Genomic DNA, 25,719 nt, shown 5'->3' with positions numbered 1-25,719 from the left:
AGAAGTTACATATGTTCAACAAAAATTCTATCAAAACCATCCTAAATGTCAAGCATACTTTCATTGATAAAATTGCTATACCCGCAGATACATCAATCTTAATCCATTTTCTATTTTTAACAGATCGCCGATTTCACAGTTAAGGAAATCGCACAGTTTCGCACATTCTAAATTGGCTATCCGTTGACAAACCGGATCAAATCCGCTATGTTGAATAGGTACATTCAACCGAATATCAAAGGAGACTATCATATATGAAATCACTCGTACTGGCTGAAAAGCCTTCTGTGGCCCGCGATATTGCCCGGGTTCTGGACTGCCACAAGAATATGCCGGGCGCCATCGAGGGCAGTAAATATATCGTGACCTGGGCTCTTGGGCATCTCGTAACCTTGGCTGACCCGGAGGAATATGACAAAAAGTTCAAAGAATGGAACATGTCCTACCTCCCCATGCTCCCGGAAAGATGGGAGCTGATGGTCATCAAGCAGACCTCCAAGCAGTATCACAATGTCAAGACCCAGCTCTTCCGCAAGGATGTATCGGACATTATCATTGCCACGGATGCCGGGCGGGAGGGCGAACTGGTCGCCCGCTGGATTCTGGACAAATCCGGCTGCCATAAGCCGATCAAAAGGCTGTGGATCTCATCCGTTACGGATAAGGCTATTCGGGAAGGATTCTTAAGTTTAAAAGACGGGCGCCAATACAATAATCTGTATTACGCCGCAAAAAGCCGTGCCGAGGCAGACTGGCTAGTGGGCATCAACGCCACCCGGGCGCTGACCTGCAAGTATAATGCCCAGCTCTCCTGCGGACGGGTACAGACGCCTACCCTGGCAATCATTGCCCGGCGCGAAGAAGAGATCCGTTCCTTTAAGCCTGAAGAATACTATGGTCTTTCCTGCGTCGCCGGCAATGTAAAATGGTCCTGGCAGAATGAAAAGAATGGAAGCCTGCGCTCGTTTAAGCGTTCTTTCATCACGGATCTGGAATCCAGCCTCAAGGGTCAGGCCCTGCAAATAACGGATGTCCAGAAGTCCGCCAGGAAAACGTTCTCTCCGGGTTTATACGACTTAACGGAACTTCAGCGGGACGCCAACCGGCGTTTTGGCTTTTCTGCCAAGGAGACCCTGAATATCATGCAGCGCCTCTATGAGCAGCATAAAGTCCTGACTTATCCCAGAACAGACTCCCGCTACATTGGCTCCGACATCGTCCCAACCATCAAAGAACGGCTGAAGGCATGCAATATCGGGCCCTACAAGAAGTTCATTCCCTCGCTTTTAAAAGCGCCCATAAAGACCAGCAAGGCATTCGTAGATGACGCTAAAGTCAGCGACCACCATGCCATCATCCCCACGGAAGAATTTGTCCAGCTGGAGCACATGAGCAACGACGAGCGCAAGATCTATGATCTGGTGATACGTAGATTTATCAGCATCCTCTACCCGGCCTTCGAATATGAGCAGACCACTTTGAAGGCCTCCGCCGCAGGACAGGCCTTTACCGCCAAAGGAAAGATCATCCTGTCTCCTGGCTGGAAGGCCATCTACGATTCCTCCAGCGCGGCTGACAGTTCTTTTCTGGATGCTCCGGAAGAAGACGATGCCTCCTGGCAGTCCTGCGAACAGCCTCTGCCGCTCCTTAAAAAAGGAGAGCAGTTATCTATCAGCCAGATTGCCCTGACGACGGGAAAGACAAAGCCACCTGCAAGGTTTACCGAGGCGACCCTGCTAACTGCCATGGAGAATCCGGTCAAATACATGGAATCCCAGGACGCAAAGGCGCGCAAGATGCTTGGCGAGACCGGAGGGCTCGGAACCGTGGCTACAAGGGCTGATATTATAGAAAAACTATTCCACTCCTTCCTGATTGAGAAAAAAGGAAATGAGATTCTCATCACCTCCAAAGGAAAGCAGCTTCTGGAACTAGTTCCCGAGGACTTAAAGAAGCCGGAACTTACGGCCAAGTGGGAACTGGAACTTTCCAACATTGCCAAAGGCGCCCACAAAGATGCCCAGTTCCTTGCCGAGATACAGGATTACACCAAGGAACTTATCCAGGAGATCAAGACAGCGGACGGCACCTTCCGCCATGATAATCTGACCAACACCAAGTGTCCAAGATGCGGCAAGCGGATGCTGGCGGTCAATGGAAAGAATGCGCGCCTCCTGGTATGCCAGGATCGGGAATGCGGATACCGGGAGACCATCGCCCGACTGAGCAATGCCCGCTGCCCGAACTGCCACAAGAAGATGGAGATTATCAAAAAAGGCGAAGAAGAGACCTTTGTCTGCGCCTGCGGATACAAAGAAAAACTCTCCGCTTTCAAGAAGCGAAGAGAAAAAGAAGGCGCCGGAGTATCCAAAAAAGATGTCCAGAATTATCTGAAGAAGCAGAAGGAAGAACCGATTAATAATGCTTTTGCAAACGCTCTGGCGAATATTAAGATTGACACATAGATCGCGAATGCACATTCATAATTCAGGCACGTAATGGCTTATCCCTTGACGTGCCTGCTTTTCTTATCTCTCCAGGCAATATACATATCCTTCTTAAACGCGCTGCTATCCCGGTTAACATAGGATGCCTCAATGCCTCTGTTCTTTCTTTCTCATTTTTAATTTCAGCATTGCCAGTGCCTTTCTGGCATCCAGCTTATTTACCGTATTCTCGGCAAGCACCGTTGTCTCATCCCCGTCCTGTCCCATCTTATCGATCGCCTTATAGTAGGACAGCACGCCGTCCAGATGATCATTCTGCACCACGAAGTCCTTCGCCGGACACATGCTAAGAGCCACCACCGGCACATCCCTTACTTCTGTCGCTTCAATAGCATGGGCATAGTCAACATGATTATTGCCGATCCCATTACAGGAGAAAATGGCTCCGTCCGCCCTCATGCATTCCAGGCTGACCCCGACCCGCTCCGCTGACAGATATTTATCCTCATTCTTATCCGGCGATCCCACAATGATGATTCCCCTCAGATTGACTTCCGGGTCTTCCGATACGGCTTCTACCAAGGGATCCCTGTAATAATGCAGGGAAGTTTCTTTCATGCTTGTTCCAATTCCCATAACTGCACCTCCATACTTTATCGTCGAATCCTAATCCATCGCGCGCATAATGCCATCCCTAAATTCATTGGGCGTCACCAGCGCAGGCATGCAGCCCATATCAATAACAGACTTCCCGCCTTCGAATCCGCAAGGCTCATGTCCGAACATCCGGGTATCGTATACGGCACCTTGCCCGGATACTTCTTTCACAATATAGACATCTTTTTTCCCCGGCTCATACGTCTCCTGAAAGACATGCTTTTCCGCGCACTTGTATCCATTAAACTTCTTTATCTGCTCCCGGAATATCTGGCAGTATGTATCGCAGGCGCGATGGGCTGCTTCCGGACCCGGACGATCCGCCCAGGATCCTTCCTTAAGAACCACGTCAAAGGAGATCAGCACGTCGCTCCTAAGCGGCGTTCCCGCCCGCCCCCAGGCAATCTTCTCCTCGAGTATTCCGTCGCTGGCGCCAAAATTACATATCTGACGCCCGCTCTCATCCACACCGGTAAGGATCACGTATACGCCTGTCAGGGTATGGGTAATGCCCTCCCCCACCCGTCCCAGCACTTTGGTTGCCAGAGGAATCACATCCATCACCGTGTTGGTATGCTGTCGGTGCTCATCCGGCATGATAATACGGATATCAATCTCCTTTATCAATGGCTCCTGCGCCAGAATCTTTTCTGCTATGTTCTTACAGACCGTCATCCGGCCATCCACCGTCACTCGGTTCTCCTCCCCATAGCACACTTCTGTGACAGGGTACGCCTTAACCGTCAGCCTTGATCCTACATTCATATACTATCAGCCTCCTTCTTTATCCTACTGATTATTTCCTCCTTGTCTATCTCTGGATTTGAAGCAATGCGGTATATACCCTCAATACTTGCTCGCACCCCATCCATTCCGGAACCACTCTGCTGTTTTCCTGGGTTTTTAAGCATTGAAATTTCCGAATAAATGCCTGTTGGCAATAGATAGAAGATACGGCAGACGCCACTAGAGTATTAGAAATATAATGCTTTATTTATATTCTAGCATAGACTGAATGTCTATGCCAGAATAACTTTCCGACAAGTATGGCGTTACCGCCGCCGCTATCAAGTACAAGACCAGCCAGCATACGGAATTTTGTTTATCCTTGGCTTTATTTTCCATTTAGGATACATACTACTTCACATATATTCCTACACTCCGTATTGTTTTTTAAGAACAAGGAACTTTCCTCGTATAATAAAAAAATCTAAGAGCCAGGTTTTATCTCCTAACCCTCAGATAATTTTATCGCACATGTCTTTTATTTATGACCGCTATTTCACATATGCATGTCACGCTTTTTGTTTTTTAATCCTGCCACGCATCCTGCAACTCCCACGATCACCAGAAGTCCCCAGAGAAATACTCCGGCATTGTCTCCCGTCTTGATCGCCCCAAAAGCCCCTCCCGACACACTGCTTCCCGGTACATGACTTCCTGATGTATTACCACCCGGTACATTTTCCCCCAGCGTACTTTCATTCAATGACTCTCCACACACTACCGCATAGTAATCTGTCTTTGTACCGATGACACTTAAGCCATCTCCTTCTACCGGCTGAAGTGCTGTCTTATTCCCATTTGGCTCCACATGCCATACCTTCAGATCTTCTCCTGACGCTTTCACCTGAATCGTTACGGTAAAGTCCTTATCTGCGGTTACATATTCCCCGGCGCCATTCATAAGGAGTACCGCATAAGCTCCTTGCATTTCCCCGTCACCTTGCAACTCGTTGCCTAGCCACTCATAGGCGTCATCACCTTCCAGGAGTTCGATGATACACAGGTATAACCCGTCCATCCCTTTTCCTGTCAGCTCGAATTGAGCACCATCACTGGCGGCAACCACTGCATGTCCATCTACGATCTCACTAATGTATGTATGAGCGCCTAGAGTAAAGACTTTCTTCCCTGCTACCGCTTTACTGTCCTCCTTGGCAGATACATTTGCCGTACAGAAGCATAATAACAGAAGCATCATGCATATCGTTGTAATCGTCTTCCTCTTCATCTGATTGATTTCCCTACTGTGCTACGTTTAATGTGACGGTTGCAGTACCGATTGTTGTAGCTGTTGGCACATTCTTTTTCAGAGCTCCGCTAAGCGACAGCGTTGCAGTATCTGTAGGTGCATTTAAAACCTCTGTGCCTTCTGCAGTTGGAAGAGTTACATTTTGCTTGTCAAATGATCCGTTAATTGTCTTGTAGTCATTTTCCGCTTCATAAGTAAATGCTGCTTTTACCGCTGCATTGGAGTGGTTTGTTACCTTTACTTTGTCTGCGCCATCAGAACAAGACCAACTTCCTGCTTCTGATGCTCCGTCAAACTTATGTGTTGAAGGATTCCAGGTTCCTTCTGAATCAATTGTATAAGTGTACTGCATGCCTCCCCATGCGATATCTACACTGTACACAGTCCCTGCCGTCTGATCCGCAGCATATGTTGCCTTTACATCCTTTGCATCAGTACCGCCAATTTGTGTTATTGGTGATGCTGCACATACGCTTGTTCCCATTCCTAATGTCATCATTCCTGTCATTGCTACTGCTGTTAATTTCTTGATTTTCATGTTTTTCTCTCCTTTTCATTTGATCTCATTGTCTTCATTTTTTGATGGATTCTATATTGAAAACGGAATGCATAACTTAATTTCCGTTATTCACTGTCAGCGTCACTGGAATCTTCGTGTCTACCACTTCTTTTTTCCTGCTCTCGCTGTCATAATACAATACATTCAAGTTACCTTCATATTTTCCCACCTTCAGTTCCACATCATCATCCAGTTCCATCTGTGACAGCTTATACCCTGCAGGTATGAGTTTTGACTGTGCGATCACAGACTCCTGTCCTTCTTTCTGTCCTTTAACCGTCAGCTGTAGTACCGTGTCTTTGGTAGACTTCGATGGATTCTCGAACAGAATCTGGGCTGTCCGGTCTTTCATAGAGATTGTAACTGCGGTAGAATATGTCAGGCTTACCGCACCGCCGCCTTCCGGCGCATCCATCTTCTCCCCGGTATCTTCCATCTGTTCTGCAGTTGAATCAAGTTTCGGTGCAAAATCATCCGATTTGTGACCTTTTACGCACAGAAACACAAGAATTCCTATTCCCAGTAACAATATAATCAGAAGGACGATAATACAAATTTTGTTTTTCTGACGTTTTCCGCTGCTCTTTTTTTTCCCTATCTGCTCATTTCTATCTGTTTCTTCTCTTTTCATTAATTCGTACTCTCCCGATTGATTGTGATTGTGACAGTTCCTACTGTCGTTTTATCCATCTTCTTATCCGGCTTATTATTAAGCTGAAGCTGTACCTTCATCTTTTCTTGTGGCTGAAGTGTGTCTGCTGTAATCGGGCTATTATCTTTTACAAAACGTCCATCTATAGATGTATAACCTTCTTCCGCAAGATATGCAAATCTTGCTGCCACAGCTTCTTTTCCTGTATTCTTTACCTGAATCTGATCTCCTTCACTTGTGTCTGCAGTCCATCCTCTTCCATCATACTGATGCGTATCCTTATTCCACTGTCCATCATCATAGGTATATTCCATAGCGCCCCATGTGATTTCCACTGATATAACATCCCGAACCTGCACTTCCTTGCTGACTCTGATATCCGTAGCCACACCGTCTAACAGAAGCTGTGCTGTCACATGCACCGTTCCCTGTCCGACTTTTGTAAGTTCTCCTGTTGTTTCGTCTATCGTCGCAACCTTTAAGTCATCCACGGACCATTTGTAACTGATTCTGTTCCGATCCGTCTCATCGATACCTGTCGCTTGCAAATCCACGGTATAGGTTTGCGGTGCGTCATCTTCGATAAGCTCCTCTCCATTGATCACCGGATCTACTGCCATTATCTTCACCTGATCAGAGATGCTGGCATTGGACTGGGACGTCATGGTAATATTGGCCGTACCGGTCTTCTTCAATGTGACTTTTCCGCGGTCTACAGTTGCCACCTGTGCATTATCCGACGTCCAGCTCACTGCATTATCGAATGCATTGGCAGGAAGGGTATAACCGTTTAACCTAATTACGGCGCCGTCCTGATACTGTACCAGTCTGGTCGCTTCTCCCTCAATCACTGCGTCCGTCACCCGATAGTTCTCGATAAATCTTGACGGACCATACACAATCGCTTCTCCGCCACTGTCTACACTGAATCCGGTTGCCGCTGTCTTACCTCCGCCGGCAAGATAATATTTTCCATATACATGATGGTCGCCTTCTCCCAGTGTACCCGTCATCCTTCCATCTGCGACGGCGCTTCCGGCAAGCTTCGTTCCGTTTGCATTCGCCAGACTTTCCACCGTACCGGCCGCTGCGGATGCCTCGTAGATGCCGTCGCTGTTTCCGCTTCCGTTAATATTGTGGTAGCCCACCTCAATATCTTTGTAATTCTGAGTTGTCACCGCGCCTACATATGGCTGTACATTTCCGATGGATGCCTGTCCGATACTGCCTGTCAGGATATGCAGTTTTCCGGTACTTCTAAGCTTCACACCATTCCCATTATATGGTGTGATCCTTCCACCGGTCATATATGCAGTCCCCTCTATATCTACCGGAATCTGTGGATTCAGATTACTTCCATTATCGAAGGTTCCGCCATTGATATATAGAGCACCATTGCTCCAGAGATTCGCGATCTCTCCGCCATTCACTTCAATCGTTCCCCGGGAGTCCACCGCACGATGATTGTTATTCTTCCTTGCGTAAGTACCGGCATTGATGATAACTTCTGTACCCGATCCTATAGACAATACGGCCGCTTCCGCTCCATAGTAACTTCCGTCACTTCCAAGGATTGCCTTGCTTCCATTCTCCATCATCTTCACGCAGACACCTTCGTTTTCTCCGCCTGTTCCATATTCGGTACGCAACGCTACATGTCCACTTGTGATCAGCGTAGAGTTCCCATATACTTCCACCGGATTCAAGGACGCATATCCAGACCCCTGTGCTCTCGTATCATCGATCGCGATATCTCCATCCAGTATCAGTGTGGCTCCGTTCTTTACCCGGAAAGTAACATACGTCAACTTGGAGCTTCCCATAATACGCAGGTCTCTGGTAATTTCCCAAACATTATCATACGCACCGCCCCACCAGTATTCGTCTTCAAACTCAATCGTAGCACCATCCGTTATGATCGTTCCCACATTCGTATCCTTCAGTGCATTCAGAAATTCTGACTTGCTATTTACATGCCTGGTCTGTTTTCCATTAATACTCTGTAATGCCCGCAGCATCTTCTCTGCCTGCTCGAGACGTTTCACATTAGCCACCTGTGCCTTATCAGCATCGCTCAGGGCATTGTACGCCGCTCTTGCCGCCTGGATCTCAGATGCATCATCCAATGTAGGGGTATCCGGGAGCTCAGCTATCATATCCTCAACTTTCTTCCACTCCGGAACCTCTGTCTCTTTTGATTTATCAATGGCAAAGGAATCTACCAGTTGAGACACACCATCTTTCACCTGGTAAGCTCTGTAATATAGTTTCCCATCATCAATCGTAACACCTGCATACACAGGGCAAGTCTGCTGAAATGTCTTCTCACTCGGTACGGTAGATACTGGAGTCTGAACATAATTCTTCACTCCTGCCGTCCCGGCGATCACGAACACCGTTCCGGACGGATTCACGGCAGTAGTATAATTATTTCCCTGATAAGAGGTTGTCCTGGTAGTCACCTGCTGTGTCTTGCCCTGCGCAAGATACGGAGTACGGTTATATACATGATCATGACCGGACATAACCAGATCCACATCACAATCCGCCGCCAGGTTATTTAACTGCTTACGGATTGCTACCACATCGGCATCTTTGGCATGCGGGCCATTGGAATATGGTGACTTATGCATCAGGATGATCTTCCAGTCCGTCTGTGCATTCTCTGCCTTTTCATAAGCCCAGTCATACTGTGCATCAGACAGGTATCCGTCATCTGTTACATCATTCGTATTCAGCACGATAAATGTTGCATTTTCATACTCATAAGAATAATAGATTCCGGTACTTGTATCCTGATTCGGAATGTCTTGATTTTGTACCTGAAAATGTGAGATAATAGCGTTCGGGTCCGTAATTCCTTCTACACTGGACTTCGCTTCATGATTTCCTGCAGAAGGGATATAAGATACAGCCTCAGATACTCCTTCCAGCGCCCATGTCCAGTAATCCTCATTGCTTCCATCATCTACAAAATCTCCTGCATGAAGAACAAATGCTGCTCCAGCAAACTGACTCTTAGCTTCTGCCAGCGTATTCAGATATGTCTCATAATCCGATGCAATCATTCCCTGTGAATCATTCACATTAATAAATGTGAACCCTGATGTTTCTTCATTCTTTACTGTAAATGCCACCGGTGTGCTGAAATTGCCTGTCTCGCTTATACCAACCCTGTAATAGTAAGTCTTACCGGTCTCAAGTCCTGTAATCTTCGCTGTGTATTTGCGTGCTTTCTGTGTGGTATAAGTTGCCATCAGTCCCAGATTCAACAATGTCTTCGGCTTCACAACTTCCTGAGTCTCTGCCGTAAATGTAGCTGCATCCGCAAAATCTCCACTCTCTGAGATCTGTGCCACAGCAGTCCCTGACACTCCAGCCCCTGTGTACCAGCGCAGGTACCTCGAGTCTGCCGATTCTCCCTGGGTCATGGCAATCTGCGTCGGTGCCAGTCCGTTTGCCACAGATGGTTCCTGCGGAGTCACCGGTGTCGATGTAGACCAGGTGATCGTCCGTCCATTTTCATCGTTCAGAATGTCATCCGGGCTTTCTGTATCATATAGGAAAGACGAAGCATAATTATCCAACAGACCACCCATTCCCGTCAGGAAACTGTCACTCATGTATTCGGATATTAATCCGTTTATCAACTCTTCTACATTCAGATTGAATTGTTTCAGTATAGTAGCAAGGTTACCATTATTCGTCTGAGAATCAATTGCAGTCTTCCACAGGCCACTAAAGGCAATTCCGGTATCAATATTCAGATTGGCTGCTATATCATTTACGATCACTACGACGTCTCCAACCAGCATATCCATCAGGTCTTTAATGACTGCCCCGCTTCTGAGATATGGGAGTGCCTGTTCGGTCACCCATGCCGGTGGATTCTCACCACCAGCATAATGGCTTGTCAGAAGCAATACGATAAAGTCATATAATGTCTTTTCCTGACCATCCAAAGAACCCACACCGAATTGGGAAACCTTGGTAACAATCTCATTTACTTTTCCTAACAGATAATCCGGATTCTTCAGGTACTGGTTCTCCACCTTTGCCAGAAGATCGTCTACCACCCGGATAATCTGTGCATCACTGATCGTGGTTGTTCCAATGAGTCCTGCTGTTCCCGTAGGTTTCAGCTCAATTCCTCCGTTTCGATAGCTGACTGCAACACGACCGATACCTGAACCCAGTTCCAGATTCATTCCCCCTGCCAACATCTCTCGCACAGTATCCAGTACAATAGTATCTATATCTAACTCCGGCATTTCCTCCGCAAGATAGTTCCGGATTCCCGTATCTGCAACATCCTGAATCATCGGCTTTAACATTCCGCCAGCCATATTGTTAAACAGCGTCTCCGGATATAACTTGTTCATGGTATATGCCTGCAGATCATCAATGGTCGCTCCGTTATAGTTGATCGACTTCACACTGGTGCTTTTCACATGAAACGTCTCATCTAACTGAAGTGTTGACTGGTCAGTCATCGTCTGATCTCTCTGAATCGTCACCGTACGTACCGGAGAACCATAGGCTGCCAGGGAACCCGTCTCAAGGTCATAGATCTTATTGCCTTTTACAGATGTGTACTCTGCGATATCATTCGCATGCATATGTCCGGTAAATATGTAACGCATTCCTGCATCTGCCAGTGTAGATGCCATCTCCTGCCAATCGTCTACTACATACTCGCTTAACAGTTCTGCTTCCTTAGAAAAGTGTGGTACCAATCCGTGATGCATCAGTCCGATAACTGTCTTTCCCTTTGCATTCGCATCTTTCACCTGTTGTTCAACCCATGGAAGAAGAGATGTGTCGATTCGTCCTGCAGTAATATGTTCGTTGGTATCCATTCCGGTATCGGCATCCGGACTATATCTGCCGGAATCGATTCCGATGATTACATAATCCCCGACTGTTACGGAATAAGACAGACCGCCTGCCTGTTTTCCTGTCGGAGGTGTGTAATACTGTGCATCATATTCTCCGTTATATCCAAACTGACCATAGATCTCTTTGAATTCTGCCGGAGTCGTGGTCGTTGCCTGTTCTTTCTTACCATTTTCAAATGTGCAGGAATCCTGATAATTATAGATGTCATGATTTCCATTGATAACAAATACTTCTGCATCCGTCTTATCTTCGATCGTCTGCAATTTCTTCGCCATGTTCTGGTGTCCCAGTTTTTCTCCGTCTTTGGTAAGATCTCCGGATACAAGAACCAGATGCGGCTGATCTGTCTTAATCATATCAAGTGCAGAATCCAGAATAGCTCCGGATTCTGCCAGCATCTTAGGATCTCCGCCTACGTATGTCTTATAGTCTTCACAATCACTGACATAATTAAGCGGATAGTAATGTGTGTCGGATATAACACATATCTTCAGATTTTCTGTTAGATCTTCTGCTGCTGCGTAAGACTCCACTCCCGGTAATAATGTCACGCCAAGGGTAACTGCTGCCATTATCCCCGCACATACTCTCTTCCCTAACTTAAACATCTCTCTCAATTCCTTCTCAATTCCTTTCATCTTCTGATCACATCTAATCCCGTCTTAGGGCTTTGCTGGTTATATGTTATCATGCAGATGCTCCTCACTGTCACCCCGTTTTGGTTAAAAATTTGTTAACGGAACTTTAAGTCTGTTAAGTACTTTTAAGTCGTTTTAATGAAGTTGTCACGGCAGCATGGTAGAAAGAACCGGCAATGGACTTCTTCATCCATTGCCGGTTCTTCATATTATCTTACATATTTCTTAATTATATCCATAATTAACGGTAAACATCTTGTTCCACGCGGGCTCAATTCTTTTCATTTTCCTAGCAACTATGATCTGACCTCTTGTTACATTGGAACAGTAACATATCATCTCCTCATTACCCATGGATTACGCCTCCAATCTGTAACTTAAATCCTGCTTTTCCTTTTTCTTCCACTCCCGCGCCGCCGAATCTCTGATTGGCATGATACGTCTCCATTCCTTCGTCTCATCATCCCTATCCCGCTTTTGCGGGTTATCTGTTTTAGGGAAAATCTAACATCCGTAGCAACGCCTCCAACCATCAATCCAATGCTCTGCATTGTGGCAAATTCTTAACGGCGTATGATAACTTTCAAATAATAAGCGACGATCAGATCGACCATGCGGTCGTAACTTTTCACCCCGTCATCCTGGCCGTTTGCCTTCAGATAGGTATCATTCACCTTGTTGGAAACTTCTGCCACTGCCCCGTCATATCTGGCCCAGTACTCCCGATTTGCAGCAAGATCCGGCTCCACTTCCGGCGCCAGCGTCTGGCGCACTTCTTCCCACGCATCATAATCCACGGTATGCAGCACGCTCATACAGTAGATCCACCCCAGCAGATTCCCGCTGTATCTGAACTGGACGTTATCTGATCTGCTACAGGCCAGATAAGCGATGAAATTGGCTTCTTCTTCCTGCATGAATCCTCTCAGATGAGAAAGTTCGTGGCAGGCGGTAAAGGGAATATTGTAATCTGTCATCCCGCTGTTATAATTCGCTTCTACGGTAAACGGCGAGTAGACCCCTGTCAGATTCTGGATAGAGAGTATCCAAGGCACCAGCAATCCCTTGGGCCGGGGATAGTATCCGGCCAGTTCCGGATAGTCCTCCCCCAGGCCCCTCATTGCCTCTGCCGCGTATTTCTCCATCGGGATATCCAGTACCATCACTCCGTCTTGATCGCGCTCCACCTCGCTGCTTGTCTCATTTACCTTCAGGGTAAGCCACTGGCAGACTTCTTTTAAGTCGCCTGCCGTATAGTTTTCAACTTGGAGGCCCGAACTCTCCGAGAAGGATTCCCGGTGGTAGTTGACCCCGCAGTTTAATACATAGAGAAAGAACAGAAAGGCCGCAAGCAGGAACAGGCCCATTCCCCAGGAACACGCCTCCTTCTTCCCTGCCTTTCTTCTCACTTCTTTTATAATCAGCACTCCTGCTGACAGTAGAATAATGACAATCATGATATACAGAAAAACTTCCGACACGGAAAAAGGAAAAAGGTTCATCAGCCTGCCCGTAGTTCCCACCCAGACCGGATACACCTTCGTGCTGTACCAGTGGGCAAACTCCTGGGATAATCTGGAGATAAAAAGCAGTGCAAAACCGGCTGCCAATAATATGCAGCCGGCGATTCCTTTTATTCGGTTCGTTATATGTAGTCTCTTCCTCTTCATAACGTGCCTTTCCACCTTGTCTCTCCTTCCCGATATGTCCTGCCAATATTCTAACATACCAGCAAGGAATAGGAAAGCGGAGGACGCTATAAGTCAATATGTTCCAGTACTTTCTTCTCCCATTTCATGCACCATCCCATCAGTGGTCCCAGCACCAGCATCCCCGCTATAGTCCCCTCGCGAATCTTCAAGGTCAGGCCAAAGGCAAATGTCAGGGCCAGCAAGATTATAATGCAGGCTGCATCCACAGACAGACGCAGTTTGGCAAAATCAATTCCATACCTGCTGCTTATGATATAGCAAGTTCCTTCTACAGGCATGGTGCTGTGTATCTCAAAAACCAGTACATGATAGTATACTGCGTTCGTTACCGCTGCGCCTTTTTTCATGTCTAAAAGCAAATAAGCAAGGGCAAAATTCTGTCCTTACTTATTTATTATATGCAGTCGGGTTCAAATTTGCAATCCTGGTACAGATATGATGCAGCAAAGGCTTATTATGGCTGACTACGGCCAGCCCGATCTGCCTTCGCTCTGTCTCCTTGATCAGGAAGTCCCATATCTGGCTCTGGGTAATCAAGTCCAGCATGGCGCTGATCTCATCCGCCAACAGGAATCTCGTTCCTTTTCCCAATGCCCTTGCAATACAGAATCTCTGTAATTCTCCGCCGGACAATTCTGCGGGAAACCGGTTCATCCAGTCTTCTTCGATCCCCAGTTCCTTCCAGACTCTTTCTTCTACCTGGTCTCCTTCCAGTATCACATCCCGCATGCGCATTCTGGGATTGACGGCCAGTTCCGGCTGCTGCCAGATCATCTGGACCGGACAATATCCATCTTCCGAATGCAACGGCTTTCCATCCAGAATAATCTGCCCCCTCTCCGGCTTCAGATATCCGGAAAGCAGTTTGCATATGGTGGTCTTCCCATATCCGCTGGGGGCTATCATCCCCACCCGTTCCGCATCCTCCATCTGAAAGTTGAAGTCTTCCAGAATCATCGGGCTATCCTTTCCGTATCGGTAGGTTACCTCTCTCGCCTCTAATCTCATTCTCTGTCTTCTCCTGTCTAGTTTGCTTCCTCTGCCTTAGCCCGCGCTTCGCCCTATCTCGCATGCAGGCATCGCACGCGCCCGCCACGCAGGCTGCGAAGCTTCACTTCCTGCATGCATGCTTCCGTACAGGACTGGCATCTGGGGGAAAACGGGCAGCCCTCGTGCATATCCTTGGCGTAAGGCTGTGTTCCTTCGATGGCCTGGAATCCATGCGCCGGCATGGCTCTCCACAGGGCCTTGGTATAAGGATGGCGAAGCGTCTCTTCCCGTTCAAAGTCGCAGGAGTTGGCCTCTTCAACCGTACATCCTGCGTAGAATACGACAATCCTGTCCGCCACCTCAAGCGCCAGTTCCAGATCATGGGTGATCACCAGAATCCCTGCCCCCATATCTGCCAGTTCCCGAAAATGTCCCATCGCCCGCTTTGCGACTTTTAAGTCCAATCCCGGAGTGGGCTCATCGGCGATCACCAGTCCGGGCTCTTCGATCAGCGCGGTAGAGATTAGTATCCTTCGGTTCATTCCCCCGGATAGTTCAAAGGGATACAGGTTCTGTACCTCCTCCTTTAGTTCATACCTGGAGAAGATGTCTTTTAACTTCTTTTTCGTCGCCGAATCATTTCTCCCCTTACGGATCTGGGGTCCTATTTTCATCAGCGGATCCAGATACGCAATGCTCTGAGGAACCATAACAATCTCATTTCCCCTCAGTTTTTCAATTCTTTCCTGCGTCAATTCGCTGCCGCGATAAGACATGCATCCTTTCAGACAGGCATTATAAGGTAAAAGACCCAGGATCGCGTGAGCCAGCAGACTTTTCCCCGAACCGCTGGCACCTACCACCGCTACCATCTCCCCGGAATTTACGGTTACATCCAGGCTGCGGATCACATTCAGCTGAATCTGGCGCATTCCTTTCTCATACTGCGTAAACGATATATTCAAATCCTTAATATTCAGCAATTCCATCTCATCTTCTCCCTATCCATGCACACTTCCCGGATCTGCAAGCTTGCGAAGCCCTTCTCCCGCCACATAAAACATGATTACGGTCAGCACCAGGAAGAGTCCCGGATACAGGGCAAGCCACCATTTTCCCGTCACCAGATACTTCATGGATTCTGACAATACAATGCCTATCGCAGGCTGTTCCGAAGACAGGCCGAATCCCAGGAAGGTTATACTGGACTCATGCAGGATCGCATGGGGGAATAAAAGCACCAGTCCCACCATAAATTGAGGAAGCAGGTGGGGCAGCATGTGCTTTCTGGCAATGTACCATCTGCTCTTTCCTAATTTCTGTGCAATCTGTATGTAAGGACTTTCTCTTAATTGCAATACCTCCGCCCGGATCAGCCGGGCAAGAGATGGCCAGTGCGTCAGCGCGATTCCTACGGCTACGCCCCTGAGTCCTTTCCCCAGCGCCACGGAGATCAAAAGCAGCAGCAGGATATGGGGGATTCCAAGAATCAGATCAATCATAAACGTAATGATCTTATCCACCGTTTTCCCAAGCGTCGCGGACGCAATCCCCAGAATCAGGGCAATGCACGCGCTGGCGCCTGCTGCCAGGATGCCCAGCAGAATGCTCAAAGACAGTCCTTTCAACGTCCGCGCCAGCATATCTCTTCCCATCCAGTCTGTACCAAAGAGGTGTCCCGCTCCCGGCGGTAGATTCTTCTGCGTAAAGTCCGTCGCCACCGCCCATTCCGAGCAGGCAGCGCCTCCGATGCACACGACAAGAAGAAAGCCTGCTGCCAGCATGACACCAGCCAATACTTTCTTTCTACGGTTCATGCTCTTCATTAAGACGCCCCTCCTCTTCTGATCCTAGGGTCTACCAGCCCATAGAGGATATTGGCGGTCATATTTCCGCCAAAGACGAACAGCGCGGTGACAATGGTGATTGCCATCAAAAGAGGCATATCGCTGCCAAGCCCTGCCGCCACGGCCGCCTGTCCAATCCCAGGATAGGAGAATACCTGCTCTACCAGAACAGAGCCTCCGATAATCTCGCTGATGGACGCAAAATGCAGCGTAAGCGCAGGGAGAAGGACATTGCGCAGCCCATGACGCCAGAACAGTTTAAAGCCACTCTCGCCTCTGGCTAACGCAAACAGGATGAAGTCGCTATCCATAATATCAATCATCTTCTCCCGGGTATGAAGCGCGATATTTGATACGCCTGTAATGCTTAAGGTAACTGCCGGGAGAATCGCATGATATACCCGATCCGTGAATGTAACTCCGCTGGCCTCCACTCCGATGGGCACGCTCATTCCAATGGGCAATACCCGCAGCCATACTCCGAATACCACCAGCAGAAGAAGTGCCAGCCAGAAGGCGGGCGTACTTGAAATCAGCAGACAGTAGCCCTTGATTCCCTTATCTATCCAGCGCCCTTCGTTCATCCCTGCAATCGCTCCCAGCGCAAATCCCAGAACTCCGGAGATGATCCAGGCGATCACCATGAGAAAAAGAGAATTGGAAAGTTTGACTGCAATCACGTTCTTGACCGGCTGCCGGTACAGAAGGGAAGTTCCCATATCCCCTGTCGCGAAATCGGCTGCCCAGGACAGATACTGCCTGACAGGGGAAGTTCCCACTCCCCAGTATTCACGCAGTTTCCCGATCTGCTCCTGACTCATGCTCCCCAGCGCGGCCTGCCCTACGTTCGCCTGCAGGGGATCTACCGGGGAGGCCTTCATCAGCGCAAATGCCACCATACTGGTCAGAATAATCAGAAGAAGCGCCCGTATGATATTTTGACTGATCTTGATTCCGTAGCGCCCCTTCATTCCACTTCCTCCCTTCTGATTATTCTGCCGTCTCCCAGGACCACTGGTCCACATTGTTGACGATAGACCAGCCATGCCCATGAGGATGTATCTTCTGCTCCGCAACCCTAAGGCCATCTCTTACAAAATACAGGTGGTCGATGTTGCACAGCCAGATCCAGGGAATATCTCCTTCCTGAATAATGCCGGTGGTTCCATCCCACTGGGCCTTCTTCCATAGTTCGTAAGAATCTTCCAAAGAGCCTGTAGACAGCGCCTGATCCATATACTGGTCTACCTGCCCATTCGAATATGGCGAATACTCTGCCTGCCCGATTCCCCTGCCTTCAAGGGAATGATAAATATTATAAAGTTCCATCGGCGTATGGGCGCCCCATCCCCACATAAGCGGCTCCGACTGGGCCCTGTCATAAGCCACATCCCAGCCTACGCCTTCCGTCTTGACCTCAATCCCGATTTCCTTCAACTGATTGGCCGCATCTTCCGCTAGTGCCTGGCGGACGCTGTCCCCAGTACTGAACATCAAGGTAAAGACTGCCCTTTTTCCGTCCTTTTCCCGGATGCCGTCCTTGCCCTCAACCCATCCTGCCTCTGTAAGAAGCCTTCTGGCTTCTTCCTGGTCATAGTCTACCTCGCACTGGCTGTTATACCAGGGCATCTTGTCACATACGCTATATGCCTGGGTTCCATATCCGTTCAGTACGTTTTCAATCATTTCTTCCCTGTCAATCCCAATGTTGATGGCACGCCTCACATTCACATCCGCCGTAAATGCATTGCCATAGGTGATGCCATCCTTCTCCTGCGGCTCGATAGAAGGCAGGTTAAATCCCCGGTTATCCACCGTCTGCACGGCAAGAAGGCTGTATCCTTCTATCTGCTGATCGCTGTAGGATGCCGCCGTATGCGCCACATCCACCTTTCCTGCCATAGCTGCCGCCAGCGCCGCGTCTTCCTCCATAAAAAGAACCGTCACCTTCTTAATCTTCGGTTTTTCCCCATAATAGTCCGGATTGGCTTCAAAGATCACCTGCTGCCCTTTATCCCACTGCTTCATAATATAGCGGCCGGACCCCACCGGATTCTGCCCATAGTTCTCATCATAGGCATGTTCCGGGATGATTCCCACTACAGCCATGGTATAAGGCCAGATAGAAAATGCTCTTGTCATATGAAATTCAACGGTCTTATCATCAACTGCCACTGCCTTATCAAGCATGGTAAAATCATTGACCGTGCTCTTCTCTTTGCAATGATTGTAGGTAAATGCCACATCCTCCGCCGTCAAAGGCTCCCCGTCCGTGAATGCCACGTCGTCACGGATGGTCACCGTCCATGTAAGGCCATCCGGACTGGCCTGATAGTCTGTGGCCAGATCCTTTTCAATCTTCAGATCCTTTGTCGTTGTAGTGAGCGTGCTCTGGATCAGTGGTTCATGAACGTGCTCCCCTGCCCCCCAGCCGTAGGCCGGATCAAAGCCCGATTCTGGCTCGGACGTGGTCGGCATCGTCACTATGACCTCATCCGCTGCCCGCTTTTTTGCCCCATCTGCCGCTGCGCCAGCTTCAGCGCTGCTTTTATCGCAGCCCGTAAGTAGCCCTGTCAAAAGCAGTACCATTCCCAAAAAACTGACCAACCTGTTCCTCATGATTCTCCTCCTTTAAAAACAGCCTTTTACCCAGTATATCATTGCGTTTTTGGGGTTACAACCCCGGTAGGGGGTCCTGCCGAAAGGACGGGAAACTTCTTTCTTTACACATTTTTCCGGGCATGTTACACTGAAATTAACAAAGGAGCCTTCTCTTTTTAAGGGATCCTCCTACAGAAAGCGGGGTATATATATGAGCAAACGTGTTATTACCATCGGACGGCAATTCGGAAGTGACGGACGTATCATTGGAAACGCGCTGGCAGCAAGGCTTGGAATCAACTGTTACGACAAGGAACTCATCAAACTGGCCTCCGAACAAATTGATATTCCTTATGAACAATTAAAACGCGTGGATGAAAAGCGAGAAAAGCCTTGGTCTTATCAAGTCGATCTGGATTCCGGCCTGGACCGCAGATACCGTTACGAACACATTGATGAGAAACTGTTTGAGACCCAGTCGGACGTAATTCTTCGCCTTGCTGAGCGGGAAGACTGTATCATTGTGGGGCGCTGCGCCGACTATGTCTTAAGAGACTGCAAGACAAGCCGCCACATCTTCTTATACGCGCCATATGATGAACGTATCCAGACGGTTATGGAGCGTTATTCTCTGGATGAGAAAAAGGCGGAACAACTGATCCGCAAGGTTGACAAAGATAGAAGTTACTACTATAACTACTATACAGATCAGTACTGGGAAGACATGGAGAATTATGATCTCTGCCTGGATACCGCTGCCTTTGATAGAGAGCAGATGCTGGATATTCTGGAGAAGATCTATGGGCAGATCTGACAACGACTGTTACACAGATCCTGCCGGTTAAATGGTGCCGGGGCATATATTGCTCCGGCACCAGCGCGTTACAAATATCCATATTTCTTTCTCTGCGCAACACAGAAGATGGCTGATATGATAAGCGCCATGACTTCCGCCACCACCACCGCCAGCCACAAAGACATGGATACATAGGTCATCAGTTCTGAAGACCTATTGGTGCATGCCTTGAGGATCACCTTTCCATAAAATCTGGTTTTGGCAAACCGGATCAGCCTGCTGCCCTTCCGCTCTCGTTACTGAACAACTGTGACGATTTCTAAAGATTTTCTCTATGACGGCTCTTCCAGATTCTCTTTCTCATAATATTTTTCTTCCCATGCCTGCATATGCTTCACCCCGGCTTCCTCGCTAAGCCTTACCTCGCATACCCGTTGATGGATTCTTTTGATCCTCTCGCTGTCATTCTCTCCACGGGTATTTAAAAATATCCTGGTCGCCCTGTCTTCAAGAATGCACTCTGCCTCTTCCTCGCACTTAGAGCGAAACGTATACACACTGAACATTGGATTCGTCGGCGAACTTTCACAGCCCGGACAGAAAAACCGGCCAATCGATACTTCTTTTATCGATTGGCCGGATGGTACAATATCTTATGATTGCCCGAATGGATTTTTACAGCATCTCTACAAATGCCGCCATTCTGGTATTCAACTGTCCGCAATCCGCCATGGAATAGTCTGTCTCCACGCTGATGTACGGCTTGCCCTTCTCATTTACGAACTTACGGATGCCCTTGGTCTCAATATTGTATGTATGGCAGGCCTGCAAGATCACCTCGACCACGCCGTCCACGTGGAACTCGTCGATCAATCTTCCCATTAAGTCAAGCCTGTTCGGATTTGGCGTCATGACTGAGCAGCCAATATCCAGGTATCTGCGCGCAAGGGCGTCATAGATATCTGGATTGTCTTCGTCCACCAGCTGGTCGTGGTTCTTCGCGCCTACGCAGTTCTCAAAAGTAACGACCACGCCGCCGTTGTCCTCGATGGCCTTGATGACCTTCTCCGTCGCGCCTCCGATCGGACAGCCGGTCACAAGGATACGGGGACGCTTGTCAAGATGCTTGCCCTGTGCATATTCATCCTCCAGCTGTTTTGTAAGCGTATCCACCTCCGCTGGGATTGCCGTCTTGTCAAATTTAAAGCCGCTTCCATACATGACATGGAACATATCTAGTCCGGTGGCCGGAGCCGGGTCTTTTGCCATAAGAGCAGACAGCCGCTTCATGGACTTTCTGATCTCATTCATGGTATGTGCAGCCTCTCGTATCTTCTCTTCCGTAATCTCTATTTCAAATTTTTCTTCCAAATATTCTTTAAACCGGATAATCTCCTTTTTCCACAGAATCAGGCCTTCCTCCGTCTGACGGTTTGGAAGTTCCATAAGATAAACCGGCTTGAATTCAGACATATACTCGTACATCTTTTTCTTTCCATCGCAGGTTGTCTCTCCAACCACTACATCGGAAAAATAAAAGAACGGACATTTATCAGTCTTGGCAAATCCGTAACTGGATTTAATCAAAGGGCATAAGTTCTTCGGAAGGTCTTCTTCCGCCACCGGGATCGTCTCATCAGATGTCGAGCATAATCCCACCACTGCCGCGCCCATAGCAACCGCGATCTCTTGAGGGAAATATGTACAGTATACTCCTACGATCGGCACTCCCTGTTCCTTCAGTTTCTTAATGCCCAGAAACGATTTTTGTCTCTGTTCTGCAAACTCTTCAAATACCTCTGGCAATTCCTTAATAAGTTCCATCTTCTCTTCCTCCTGTTAACCTTTTTCTTCTGCAAGATACGAGGCGCCCAGAGCCCCCGCATATTTTCCCATTTCCCTTGTCTCCACCGTCTTCCCAAGTTTCTCCGACAGGCGTCCCGCAAAATACGGGCTGTTGCTCAATCCTCCGGTAAGGATGATCTTATCCTGTAGGGATTGGCGCTTTGCAAGCTGCGCTACTTTCTCCGCCACCGATTCTACTACTCCGGCGGCAATGTCTCTGCGTTCACGGCCTTCTCCAATGTAGCTGATAATCTCCGTCTCCGCAAATACCGTACACAGAGAACTAATCGGGATTGCCGTTCCCTGCCCAGCCATGTCAAATAGTTCCTCCAGTGTAACCCCCAGCCGGTTCGCCATGATCTCCAGGAACTTTCCAGTTCCCGCGGAACATTTATCATTCATCAAGAAGTCATATACCATGCCATCCCTTAGAGAGATCACCTTTGTATCCTGTCCTCCCACATCAATGATCATACAGTTTTCGCCTGCCAGTTCCCGGCCGCCCCGCCCATGACAGGTAATCTCCGTGATTGTCCGGTCCGCATAGTCTACTACGATTCTGCCATATCCCGTGGCAACTACCTTGGTTGCCTCATCCTCCACATTAATTTCCATCTCTCTTAACCTGCCCCGAATAGTCTGGGCCGTCTCCTTGCTGCTCCAGCCTGTGGGCAGCACAAAATACGCCTCCTTGCTCCCCCGAACTACGACCTTGGAAGCAGTAGAGCCGATGTCAATGCCGATATAATTCATAAGCCATCACCTCTTTTTGGTTTAATCCCGTATGGTTTAAGTCTATCATTTCCCGGCTTATGTGTCTTATTGCTTTTTTTGTTATATTATGGCATTTATTGAAAATCCAAATAAGTAGCCGCTTTCTTAAATAAATCCATGTTATCTGTAGCACTAATTCCTTTGACACATGGATCCTCTGCTTTATATTCCATTCTGAAGATGCTTCTTCAATTCCATATAGCGCTCTTTCCCAATAGGCAGTTCCTGGCCATCCGTCAGGGACGCCCGATAGCGTCTGACGCTGTCGATATACATCGTATTCACAAGGTAACTCTTATGAATACGTCTGAATGTCTCCGGCACCTTTTTCTCAAAATCAGCCAGTAGCCCCCAAGTCTTAAAACTATCCGTCTTCGTGTGCACGATAGAATACTGCGCCGCTGCCTTCAGATAAAGAATATCGGAAGGAAATAGATAATGGTAATTCTTCTCCTTATCCCGAAATACAATCTTTTCTTGATTCGCCTTCCGCATATCCATATGCTTCATATATTCCAGAAAATCCACATCAGCCAGACACTGTCCTGCTTCAGAAGTCATCTGGCTCATTGGCATATCTCCATGAGATTCGTGGACATGGGCCAATTTTAATTCGCCATTTACCATACGCCACACATAGGTTCCCCGGACATGCGCATGAAATACAGTCCCATTCTCCATTGTGGCAGTGACCTTATAGTGCCCATATACAACCCATACATTCCTTTCATGAAATAGCAGATGATATTCTTCATCTGACAAAAGGAACGGAAACTCTTCGTTCTCCTTACCAGCAAGTTCAATAAACTGGTCCTGGCCTTCGCTCCACTGGGAATCATACGCCCCAATCCAGACAAAATCATCGGCCATTGGCAGTGCTGCTATCTCCCGCTTGCGATTGTAAAAACTACGGACATTCTCCAACGTCTTCTGTATAATCTGTGCTTCTGTAAATGCTGGTCTTGCCATGCTTCTATCCCCTTTTTCTAAAACTGAGTTAATTATAGCAGGCAGGAATACTGCCATTACCAGAATGCTACCATTTGGTTTCCCTTATTTCTTCTGTTTATTCTTGTTTTATCTCCTTTCATTATGATAGTCAAAAATCCCGGACAATCGTCCAGGACTTTTAAATAAATAAAAACATTCCATAAACCTTCGTCTATGAAATGTTTTCATTTTTCATAACTCCCCGAGTTGGGCTCGAACCAACGACCCTTCGGTTAACAGCCGAATGCTCTACCACTGAGCTATCGAGGATCATGCTATCTGTAACTGAAGAAAAGCACCCGCCTCCACACTTTAGTATGACCTCCTGGTGCCCTATATATACCTTCAAAACCGCATACGGGAAATACTTCCATCCGAAACTCCAACTCCGAGTCTTTTTCTGCCTTCCAGCCTCTCTGGTCATGCCCTCGACCGATTAGTAATAGTCAGCTCCATGCATTGCTGCACTTCCACCTCTATCCTATCTACCTCGTCGTCTTCAAGGGGTCTTACTGGCTTAACGCCAGGGATATCTCATCTCGAGGGGGGCTTCACGCTTAGATGCCTTCAGCGTTTATCCCGTCCCGGCTTGGCTACTCTGCCATGCGCCTGGAGGCGCAACAGATCCACCAGCGGCCAGTCCATCCCGGTCCTCTCGTACTAAGGACAGCTCCTCTCAAATATCCTACGCCCGCGCCGGATAGGGACCGAACTGTCTCACGACGTTCTGAACCCAGCTCGCGTACCGCTTTAATGGGCGAACAGCCCAACCCTTGGGACCTACTTCAGCCCCAGGATGCGATGAGCCGACATCGAGGTGCCAAACCACTCCGTCGATGTGAACTCTTGGGAGTGATAAGCCTGTTATCCCCAGGGTAGCTTTTATCCGTTGAGCGATGGCAATCCCACTTTATACCACCGGATCACTAAGTCCTACTTTCGTACCTGCTCCACCCGTCGGTGTCGCAGTCAAGCCCTCTTCTGCCTTTGCGCTCTGCGAATGGTTTCCGACCATTCTGAGAGGACCTTTGAGCGCCTCCGATACCCTTTCGGAGGCGACCGCCCCAGTCAAACTCCCCGCCTGACATTGTCCCCCAGCCGGTTCACGGCTGCTGGTTAGAAACCCAGCACTGCAAGGGTGGTATCCCAACAGCGGCTCCGCGACGACTGGCGTCATCGCTTCCTAGCCTCCCACCTATCCTGTACATGCAATACCGGATCCCAGTATCAAGCTGGAGTAAAGCTCCATGGGGTCTTTCCGTCCTGGCGCGGGTAACCAGCATCTTCACTGGTACTTCAATTTCACCGGGTGCATTGTCGAGACAGTGCCCAAATCATTACGCCTTTCGTGCGGGTCGGAACTTACCCGACAAGGAATTTCGCTACCTTAGGACCGTTATAGTTACGGCCGCCGTTTACTGGGGCTTAAGTTCAAGGCTTCGATCGCTCTAACCTCTCCCCTTAACCTTCCAGCACCGGGCAGGCGTCAGCCCATATACCTCGCCTTGCGGCTTCGCATAGACCTGTGTTTTTGCTAAACAGTTGCTTGGGCCAATTCTCTGCGGCCATATCTCTATGGCACTCCTTCTCCCGAAGTTACGGAGTCATTTTGCCGAGTTCCTTGACAATGCTTCTCCCGTCGGCCTTAGGATTCTCTCCTCATCTACCTGTGTCGGTTTGCGGTACGGGCGCGATATGAGCGATAGCGGCTTTTCTTGACGCATGGCTCGCATACTTCCCTACTTGCAGTTCGGTACGCGTCACGGCTTCGGGTTACGCTGCACGGATTTGCCTATGCAGCCCCTGCCCCGCTTGCGCCGGTCTTTCCATTCCCGGCTTATGCTTTCCACGCGTGTCCCCACAGTTCTGTCATATCGCGGTACAGGAATCTCAACCTGTTGTCCATCGGCTACGGCTCCCGCCCTCGCCTTAGGCCCCGACTTACCCAGAGCAGATCAGCTTTACTCTGGAAACCTTGGATATTCGGCCGGAAGGATTCCCACCTTCCTCTCGCTACTCATTCCGGCATTCTCTCTTCGATGCGGTCCACGGCTCCTTCCGGTGCCGCTTCCTCCCGCATCCAATGCTCCTCTACCGATGTACTTGGTACATCCCCGGGCTTCGGCAGTGTGTTTCAGCCCCGGACATTTTCGGCGCGGGACCTCTCGACTAGTGAGCTATTACGCACTCTTTGAATGCATGGCTGCTTCTGAGCCAACATCCTAGTTGTCTTCGAAATCCCACATCCTTTTCCACTTAACACACATTTTGGGGCCT

20 protein-coding genes, 1 tRNA gene and 1 rRNA gene (1 of these 22 only partly in view) are annotated in these 25,719 nt (G+C 48.5%); 2 read left to right on the top strand and 20 right to left on the bottom strand.

Annotated elements, in window-relative coordinates:
* The first annotated feature begins 254 nt into the window (after positions 1-254).
* A complete protein-coding gene (locus HDCHBGLK_RS06775) occupies positions 255-2,465 on the top strand; it encodes a DNA topoisomerase III (RefSeq protein ID WP_004605342.1) in 2,211 nt (736 codons plus the stop codon).
* Between the two features lie 129 nt (positions 2,466-2,594).
* Here the strand turns inward: HDCHBGLK_RS06775 and HDCHBGLK_RS06770 are convergent, their stop codons facing one another.
* The 14 genes from HDCHBGLK_RS06770 to HDCHBGLK_RS06705 form a co-directional block, all read right to left on the bottom strand.
* Complete coding sequence (locus HDCHBGLK_RS06770; protein WP_004605341.1) at positions 2,595-3,083, bottom strand: glycine/sarcosine/betaine reductase component B subunit; 489 nt, start codon at positions 3,081-3,083, stop codon at positions 2,595-2,597.
* 30 nt (positions 3,084-3,113) lie between these two features.
* Complete coding sequence (gene prdD / locus HDCHBGLK_RS06765) at positions 3,114-3,869, bottom strand: proline reductase cluster protein PrdD (protein WP_004605340.1); 756 nt, start codon at positions 3,867-3,869, stop codon at positions 3,114-3,116.
* Positions 3,866-4,015 (bottom strand): hypothetical protein, encoded by a 150-nt coding sequence (locus HDCHBGLK_RS18770; protein WP_004605339.1) that lies wholly within the window; start codon positions 4,013-4,015, stop codon positions 3,866-3,868. Before HDCHBGLK_RS18770 ends, prdD begins: the two co-directional genes overlap by 4 nt.
* A 371-nt stretch (positions 4,016-4,386) precedes the next feature.
* A complete protein-coding gene (locus HDCHBGLK_RS06755; protein WP_004605338.1) occupies positions 4,387-5,118 on the bottom strand; it encodes a hypothetical protein in 732 nt (243 codons plus the stop codon).
* Positions 5,119-5,131: 13 nt separating this feature from the next.
* Positions 5,132-5,677 (bottom strand): hypothetical protein, encoded by a 546-nt coding sequence (locus HDCHBGLK_RS06750; RefSeq protein WP_004605337.1) that lies wholly within the window; start codon positions 5,675-5,677, stop codon positions 5,132-5,134.
* Positions 5,678-5,753: 76 nt separating this feature from the next.
* Positions 5,754-6,329 carry a hypothetical protein gene (locus HDCHBGLK_RS06745; RefSeq protein WP_004605336.1) on the bottom strand — a complete coding sequence of 192 codons (576 nt, stop codon included), beginning with the start codon at positions 6,327-6,329 and terminating at the stop codon, positions 5,754-5,756.
* Positions 6,329-11,887, bottom strand: coding sequence for a metallophosphoesterase (locus HDCHBGLK_RS06740; RefSeq protein ID WP_004605335.1), 5,559 nt, complete (start codon positions 11,885-11,887; stop codon positions 6,329-6,331). Before HDCHBGLK_RS06740 ends, HDCHBGLK_RS06745 begins: the two co-directional genes overlap by 1 nt.
* Positions 11,888-12,450: 563 nt before the next feature.
* On the bottom strand, positions 12,451-13,557 hold the full coding sequence (locus HDCHBGLK_RS06735) for a DUF3810 domain-containing protein (protein WP_039909321.1): 1,107 nt from the start codon (positions 13,555-13,557) through the stop codon (positions 12,451-12,453).
* 86 nt (positions 13,558-13,643) lie between these two features.
* Positions 13,644-13,946 (bottom strand): hypothetical protein, encoded by a 303-nt coding sequence (locus HDCHBGLK_RS06730; protein ID WP_004605331.1) that lies wholly within the window; start codon positions 13,944-13,946, stop codon positions 13,644-13,646.
* A gap of 40 nt (positions 13,947-13,986) precedes the next feature.
* Positions 13,987-14,607, bottom strand: coding sequence for an ABC transporter ATP-binding protein (locus HDCHBGLK_RS06725; RefSeq protein ID WP_004605330.1), 621 nt, complete (start codon positions 14,605-14,607; stop codon positions 13,987-13,989).
* Positions 14,608-14,660: 53 nt separating this feature from the next.
* Positions 14,661-15,578, bottom strand: coding sequence for an oligopeptide/dipeptide ABC transporter ATP-binding protein (locus HDCHBGLK_RS06720; RefSeq protein ID WP_004605329.1), 918 nt, complete (start codon positions 15,576-15,578; stop codon positions 14,661-14,663).
* A gap of 12 nt (positions 15,579-15,590) precedes the next feature.
* A complete protein-coding gene (locus HDCHBGLK_RS06715; RefSeq protein ID WP_004605328.1) occupies positions 15,591-16,415 on the bottom strand; it encodes an ABC transporter permease in 825 nt (274 codons plus the stop codon).
* Positions 16,415-17,407 carry an ABC transporter permease gene (locus HDCHBGLK_RS06710; RefSeq protein WP_004605327.1) on the bottom strand — a complete coding sequence of 331 codons (993 nt, stop codon included), beginning with the start codon at positions 17,405-17,407 and terminating at the stop codon, positions 16,415-16,417. The genes HDCHBGLK_RS06715 and HDCHBGLK_RS06710 overlap by 1 nt, the downstream gene beginning before the upstream one ends.
* 19 nt (positions 17,408-17,426) lie before the next feature.
* Entirely contained in the window at positions 17,427-19,055 is a 1,629-nt protein-coding gene (locus HDCHBGLK_RS06705) for an ABC transporter substrate-binding protein (protein ID WP_004605326.1), read from the bottom strand.
* A gap of 193 nt (positions 19,056-19,248) precedes the next feature.
* Here HDCHBGLK_RS06705 and HDCHBGLK_RS06700 point away from each other — a divergent pair, with 193 nt between their 5' ends.
* Positions 19,249-19,851 (top strand): cytidylate kinase-like family protein, encoded by a 603-nt coding sequence (locus tag HDCHBGLK_RS06700; protein ID WP_004605325.1) that lies wholly within the window; start codon positions 19,249-19,251, stop codon positions 19,849-19,851.
* Positions 19,852-20,165: 314 nt separating this feature from the next.
* Here the strand turns inward: HDCHBGLK_RS06700 and HDCHBGLK_RS06695 are convergent, their stop codons facing one another.
* From HDCHBGLK_RS06695 to HDCHBGLK_RS06670, 6 genes are all read right to left on the bottom strand, one after another.
* On the bottom strand, positions 20,166-20,399 hold the full coding sequence (locus HDCHBGLK_RS06695; protein ID WP_004605324.1) for a hypothetical protein: 234 nt from the start codon (positions 20,397-20,399) through the stop codon (positions 20,166-20,168).
* Between the two features lie 109 nt (positions 20,400-20,508).
* Positions 20,509-21,657 (bottom strand): double-cubane-cluster-containing anaerobic reductase, encoded by a 1,149-nt coding sequence (locus HDCHBGLK_RS06690; RefSeq protein WP_004605323.1) that lies wholly within the window; start codon positions 21,655-21,657, stop codon positions 20,509-20,511.
* Between the two features lie 15 nt (positions 21,658-21,672).
* Positions 21,673-22,431: an acyl-CoA dehydratase activase gene (locus HDCHBGLK_RS06685; protein ID WP_004605322.1), complete on the bottom strand. Its 759-nt coding sequence runs from the start codon at positions 22,429-22,431 to the stop codon at positions 21,673-21,675.
* 183 nt (positions 22,432-22,614) lie between these two features.
* Positions 22,615-23,421: a LytTR family transcriptional regulator gene (locus HDCHBGLK_RS06680; RefSeq protein ID WP_009249722.1), complete on the bottom strand. Its 807-nt coding sequence runs from the start codon at positions 23,419-23,421 to the stop codon at positions 22,615-22,617.
* Between the two features lie 219 nt (positions 23,422-23,640).
* Positions 23,641-23,712: transfer RNA gene (locus tag HDCHBGLK_RS06675), tRNA-Asn, on the bottom strand.
* A 146-nt stretch (positions 23,713-23,858) separates the two neighbouring features.
* A 23S ribosomal RNA gene (locus tag HDCHBGLK_RS06670) occupies positions 23,859-25,719 on the bottom strand (it continues 1,035 nt past the right edge of the window).

The sequence above is a fragment of the [Clostridium] scindens ATCC 35704 genome, assembly GCF_004295125.1.
GTDB classification, from domain to species: domain Bacteria; phylum Bacillota; class Clostridia; order Lachnospirales; family Lachnospiraceae; genus Clostridium_AP; species Clostridium_AP scindens.
Note: the sequence above shows the minus strand (reverse complement) of the source record. Positions and strands in the feature narration are given on the sequence as shown.

Coding starts and splice junctions, on each gene's coding strand:
- HDCHBGLK_RS06775 (WP_004605342.1), top strand. CDS start 255: ATGAAATCACTCGTACTGGCTGAAAAGCCTTCTGTGGCCCGCGATATT.
- HDCHBGLK_RS06770 (WP_004605341.1), bottom strand. CDS start 3,083: ATGGGAATTGGAACAAGCATGAAAGAAACTTCCCTGCATTATTACAGG.
- prdD (WP_004605340.1), bottom strand. CDS start 3,869: ATGAATGTAGGATCAAGGCTGACGGTTAAGGCGTACCCTGTCACAGAA.
- HDCHBGLK_RS18770 (WP_004605339.1), bottom strand. CDS start 4,015: ATGCTTAAAAACCCAGGAAAACAGCAGAGTGGTTCCGGAATGGATGGG.
- HDCHBGLK_RS06755 (WP_004605338.1), bottom strand. CDS start 5,118: ATGAAGAGGAAGACGATTACAACGATATGCATGATGCTTCTGTTATTA.
- HDCHBGLK_RS06750 (WP_004605337.1), bottom strand. CDS start 5,677: ATGAAAATCAAGAAATTAACAGCAGTAGCAATGACAGGAATGATGACA.
- HDCHBGLK_RS06745 (WP_004605336.1), bottom strand. CDS start 6,329: ATGAAAAGAGAAGAAACAGATAGAAATGAGCAGATAGGGAAAAAAAAG.
- HDCHBGLK_RS06740 (WP_004605335.1), bottom strand. CDS start 11,887: ATGAAAGGAATTGAGAAGGAATTGAGAGAGATGTTTAAGTTAGGGAAG.
- HDCHBGLK_RS06735 (WP_039909321.1), bottom strand. CDS start 13,557: ATGAAGAGGAAGAGACTACATATAACGAACCGAATAAAAGGAATCGCC.
- HDCHBGLK_RS06730 (WP_004605331.1), bottom strand. CDS start 13,946: ATGAAAAAAGGCGCAGCGGTAACGAACGCAGTATACTATCATGTACTG.
- HDCHBGLK_RS06725 (WP_004605330.1), bottom strand. CDS start 14,607: ATGAGATTAGAGGCGAGAGAGGTAACCTACCGATACGGAAAGGATAGC.
- HDCHBGLK_RS06720 (WP_004605329.1), bottom strand. CDS start 15,578: ATGGAATTGCTGAATATTAAGGATTTGAATATATCGTTTACGCAGTAT.
- HDCHBGLK_RS06715 (WP_004605328.1), bottom strand. CDS start 16,415: ATGAAGAGCATGAACCGTAGAAAGAAAGTATTGGCTGGTGTCATGCTG.
- HDCHBGLK_RS06710 (WP_004605327.1), bottom strand. CDS start 17,407: ATGAAGGGGCGCTACGGAATCAAGATCAGTCAAAATATCATACGGGCG.
- HDCHBGLK_RS06705 (WP_004605326.1), bottom strand. CDS start 19,055: ATGAGGAACAGGTTGGTCAGTTTTTTGGGAATGGTACTGCTTTTGACA.
- HDCHBGLK_RS06700 (WP_004605325.1), top strand. CDS start 19,249: ATGAGCAAACGTGTTATTACCATCGGACGGCAATTCGGAAGTGACGGA.
- HDCHBGLK_RS06695 (WP_004605324.1), bottom strand. CDS start 20,399: ATGTTCAGTGTGTATACGTTTCGCTCTAAGTGCGAGGAAGAGGCAGAG.
- HDCHBGLK_RS06690 (WP_004605323.1), bottom strand. CDS start 21,657: ATGGAACTTATTAAGGAATTGCCAGAGGTATTTGAAGAGTTTGCAGAA.
- HDCHBGLK_RS06685 (WP_004605322.1), bottom strand. CDS start 22,431: ATGAATTATATCGGCATTGACATCGGCTCTACTGCTTCCAAGGTCGTA.
- HDCHBGLK_RS06680 (WP_009249722.1), bottom strand. CDS start 23,421: ATGGCAAGACCAGCATTTACAGAAGCACAGATTATACAGAAGACGTTG.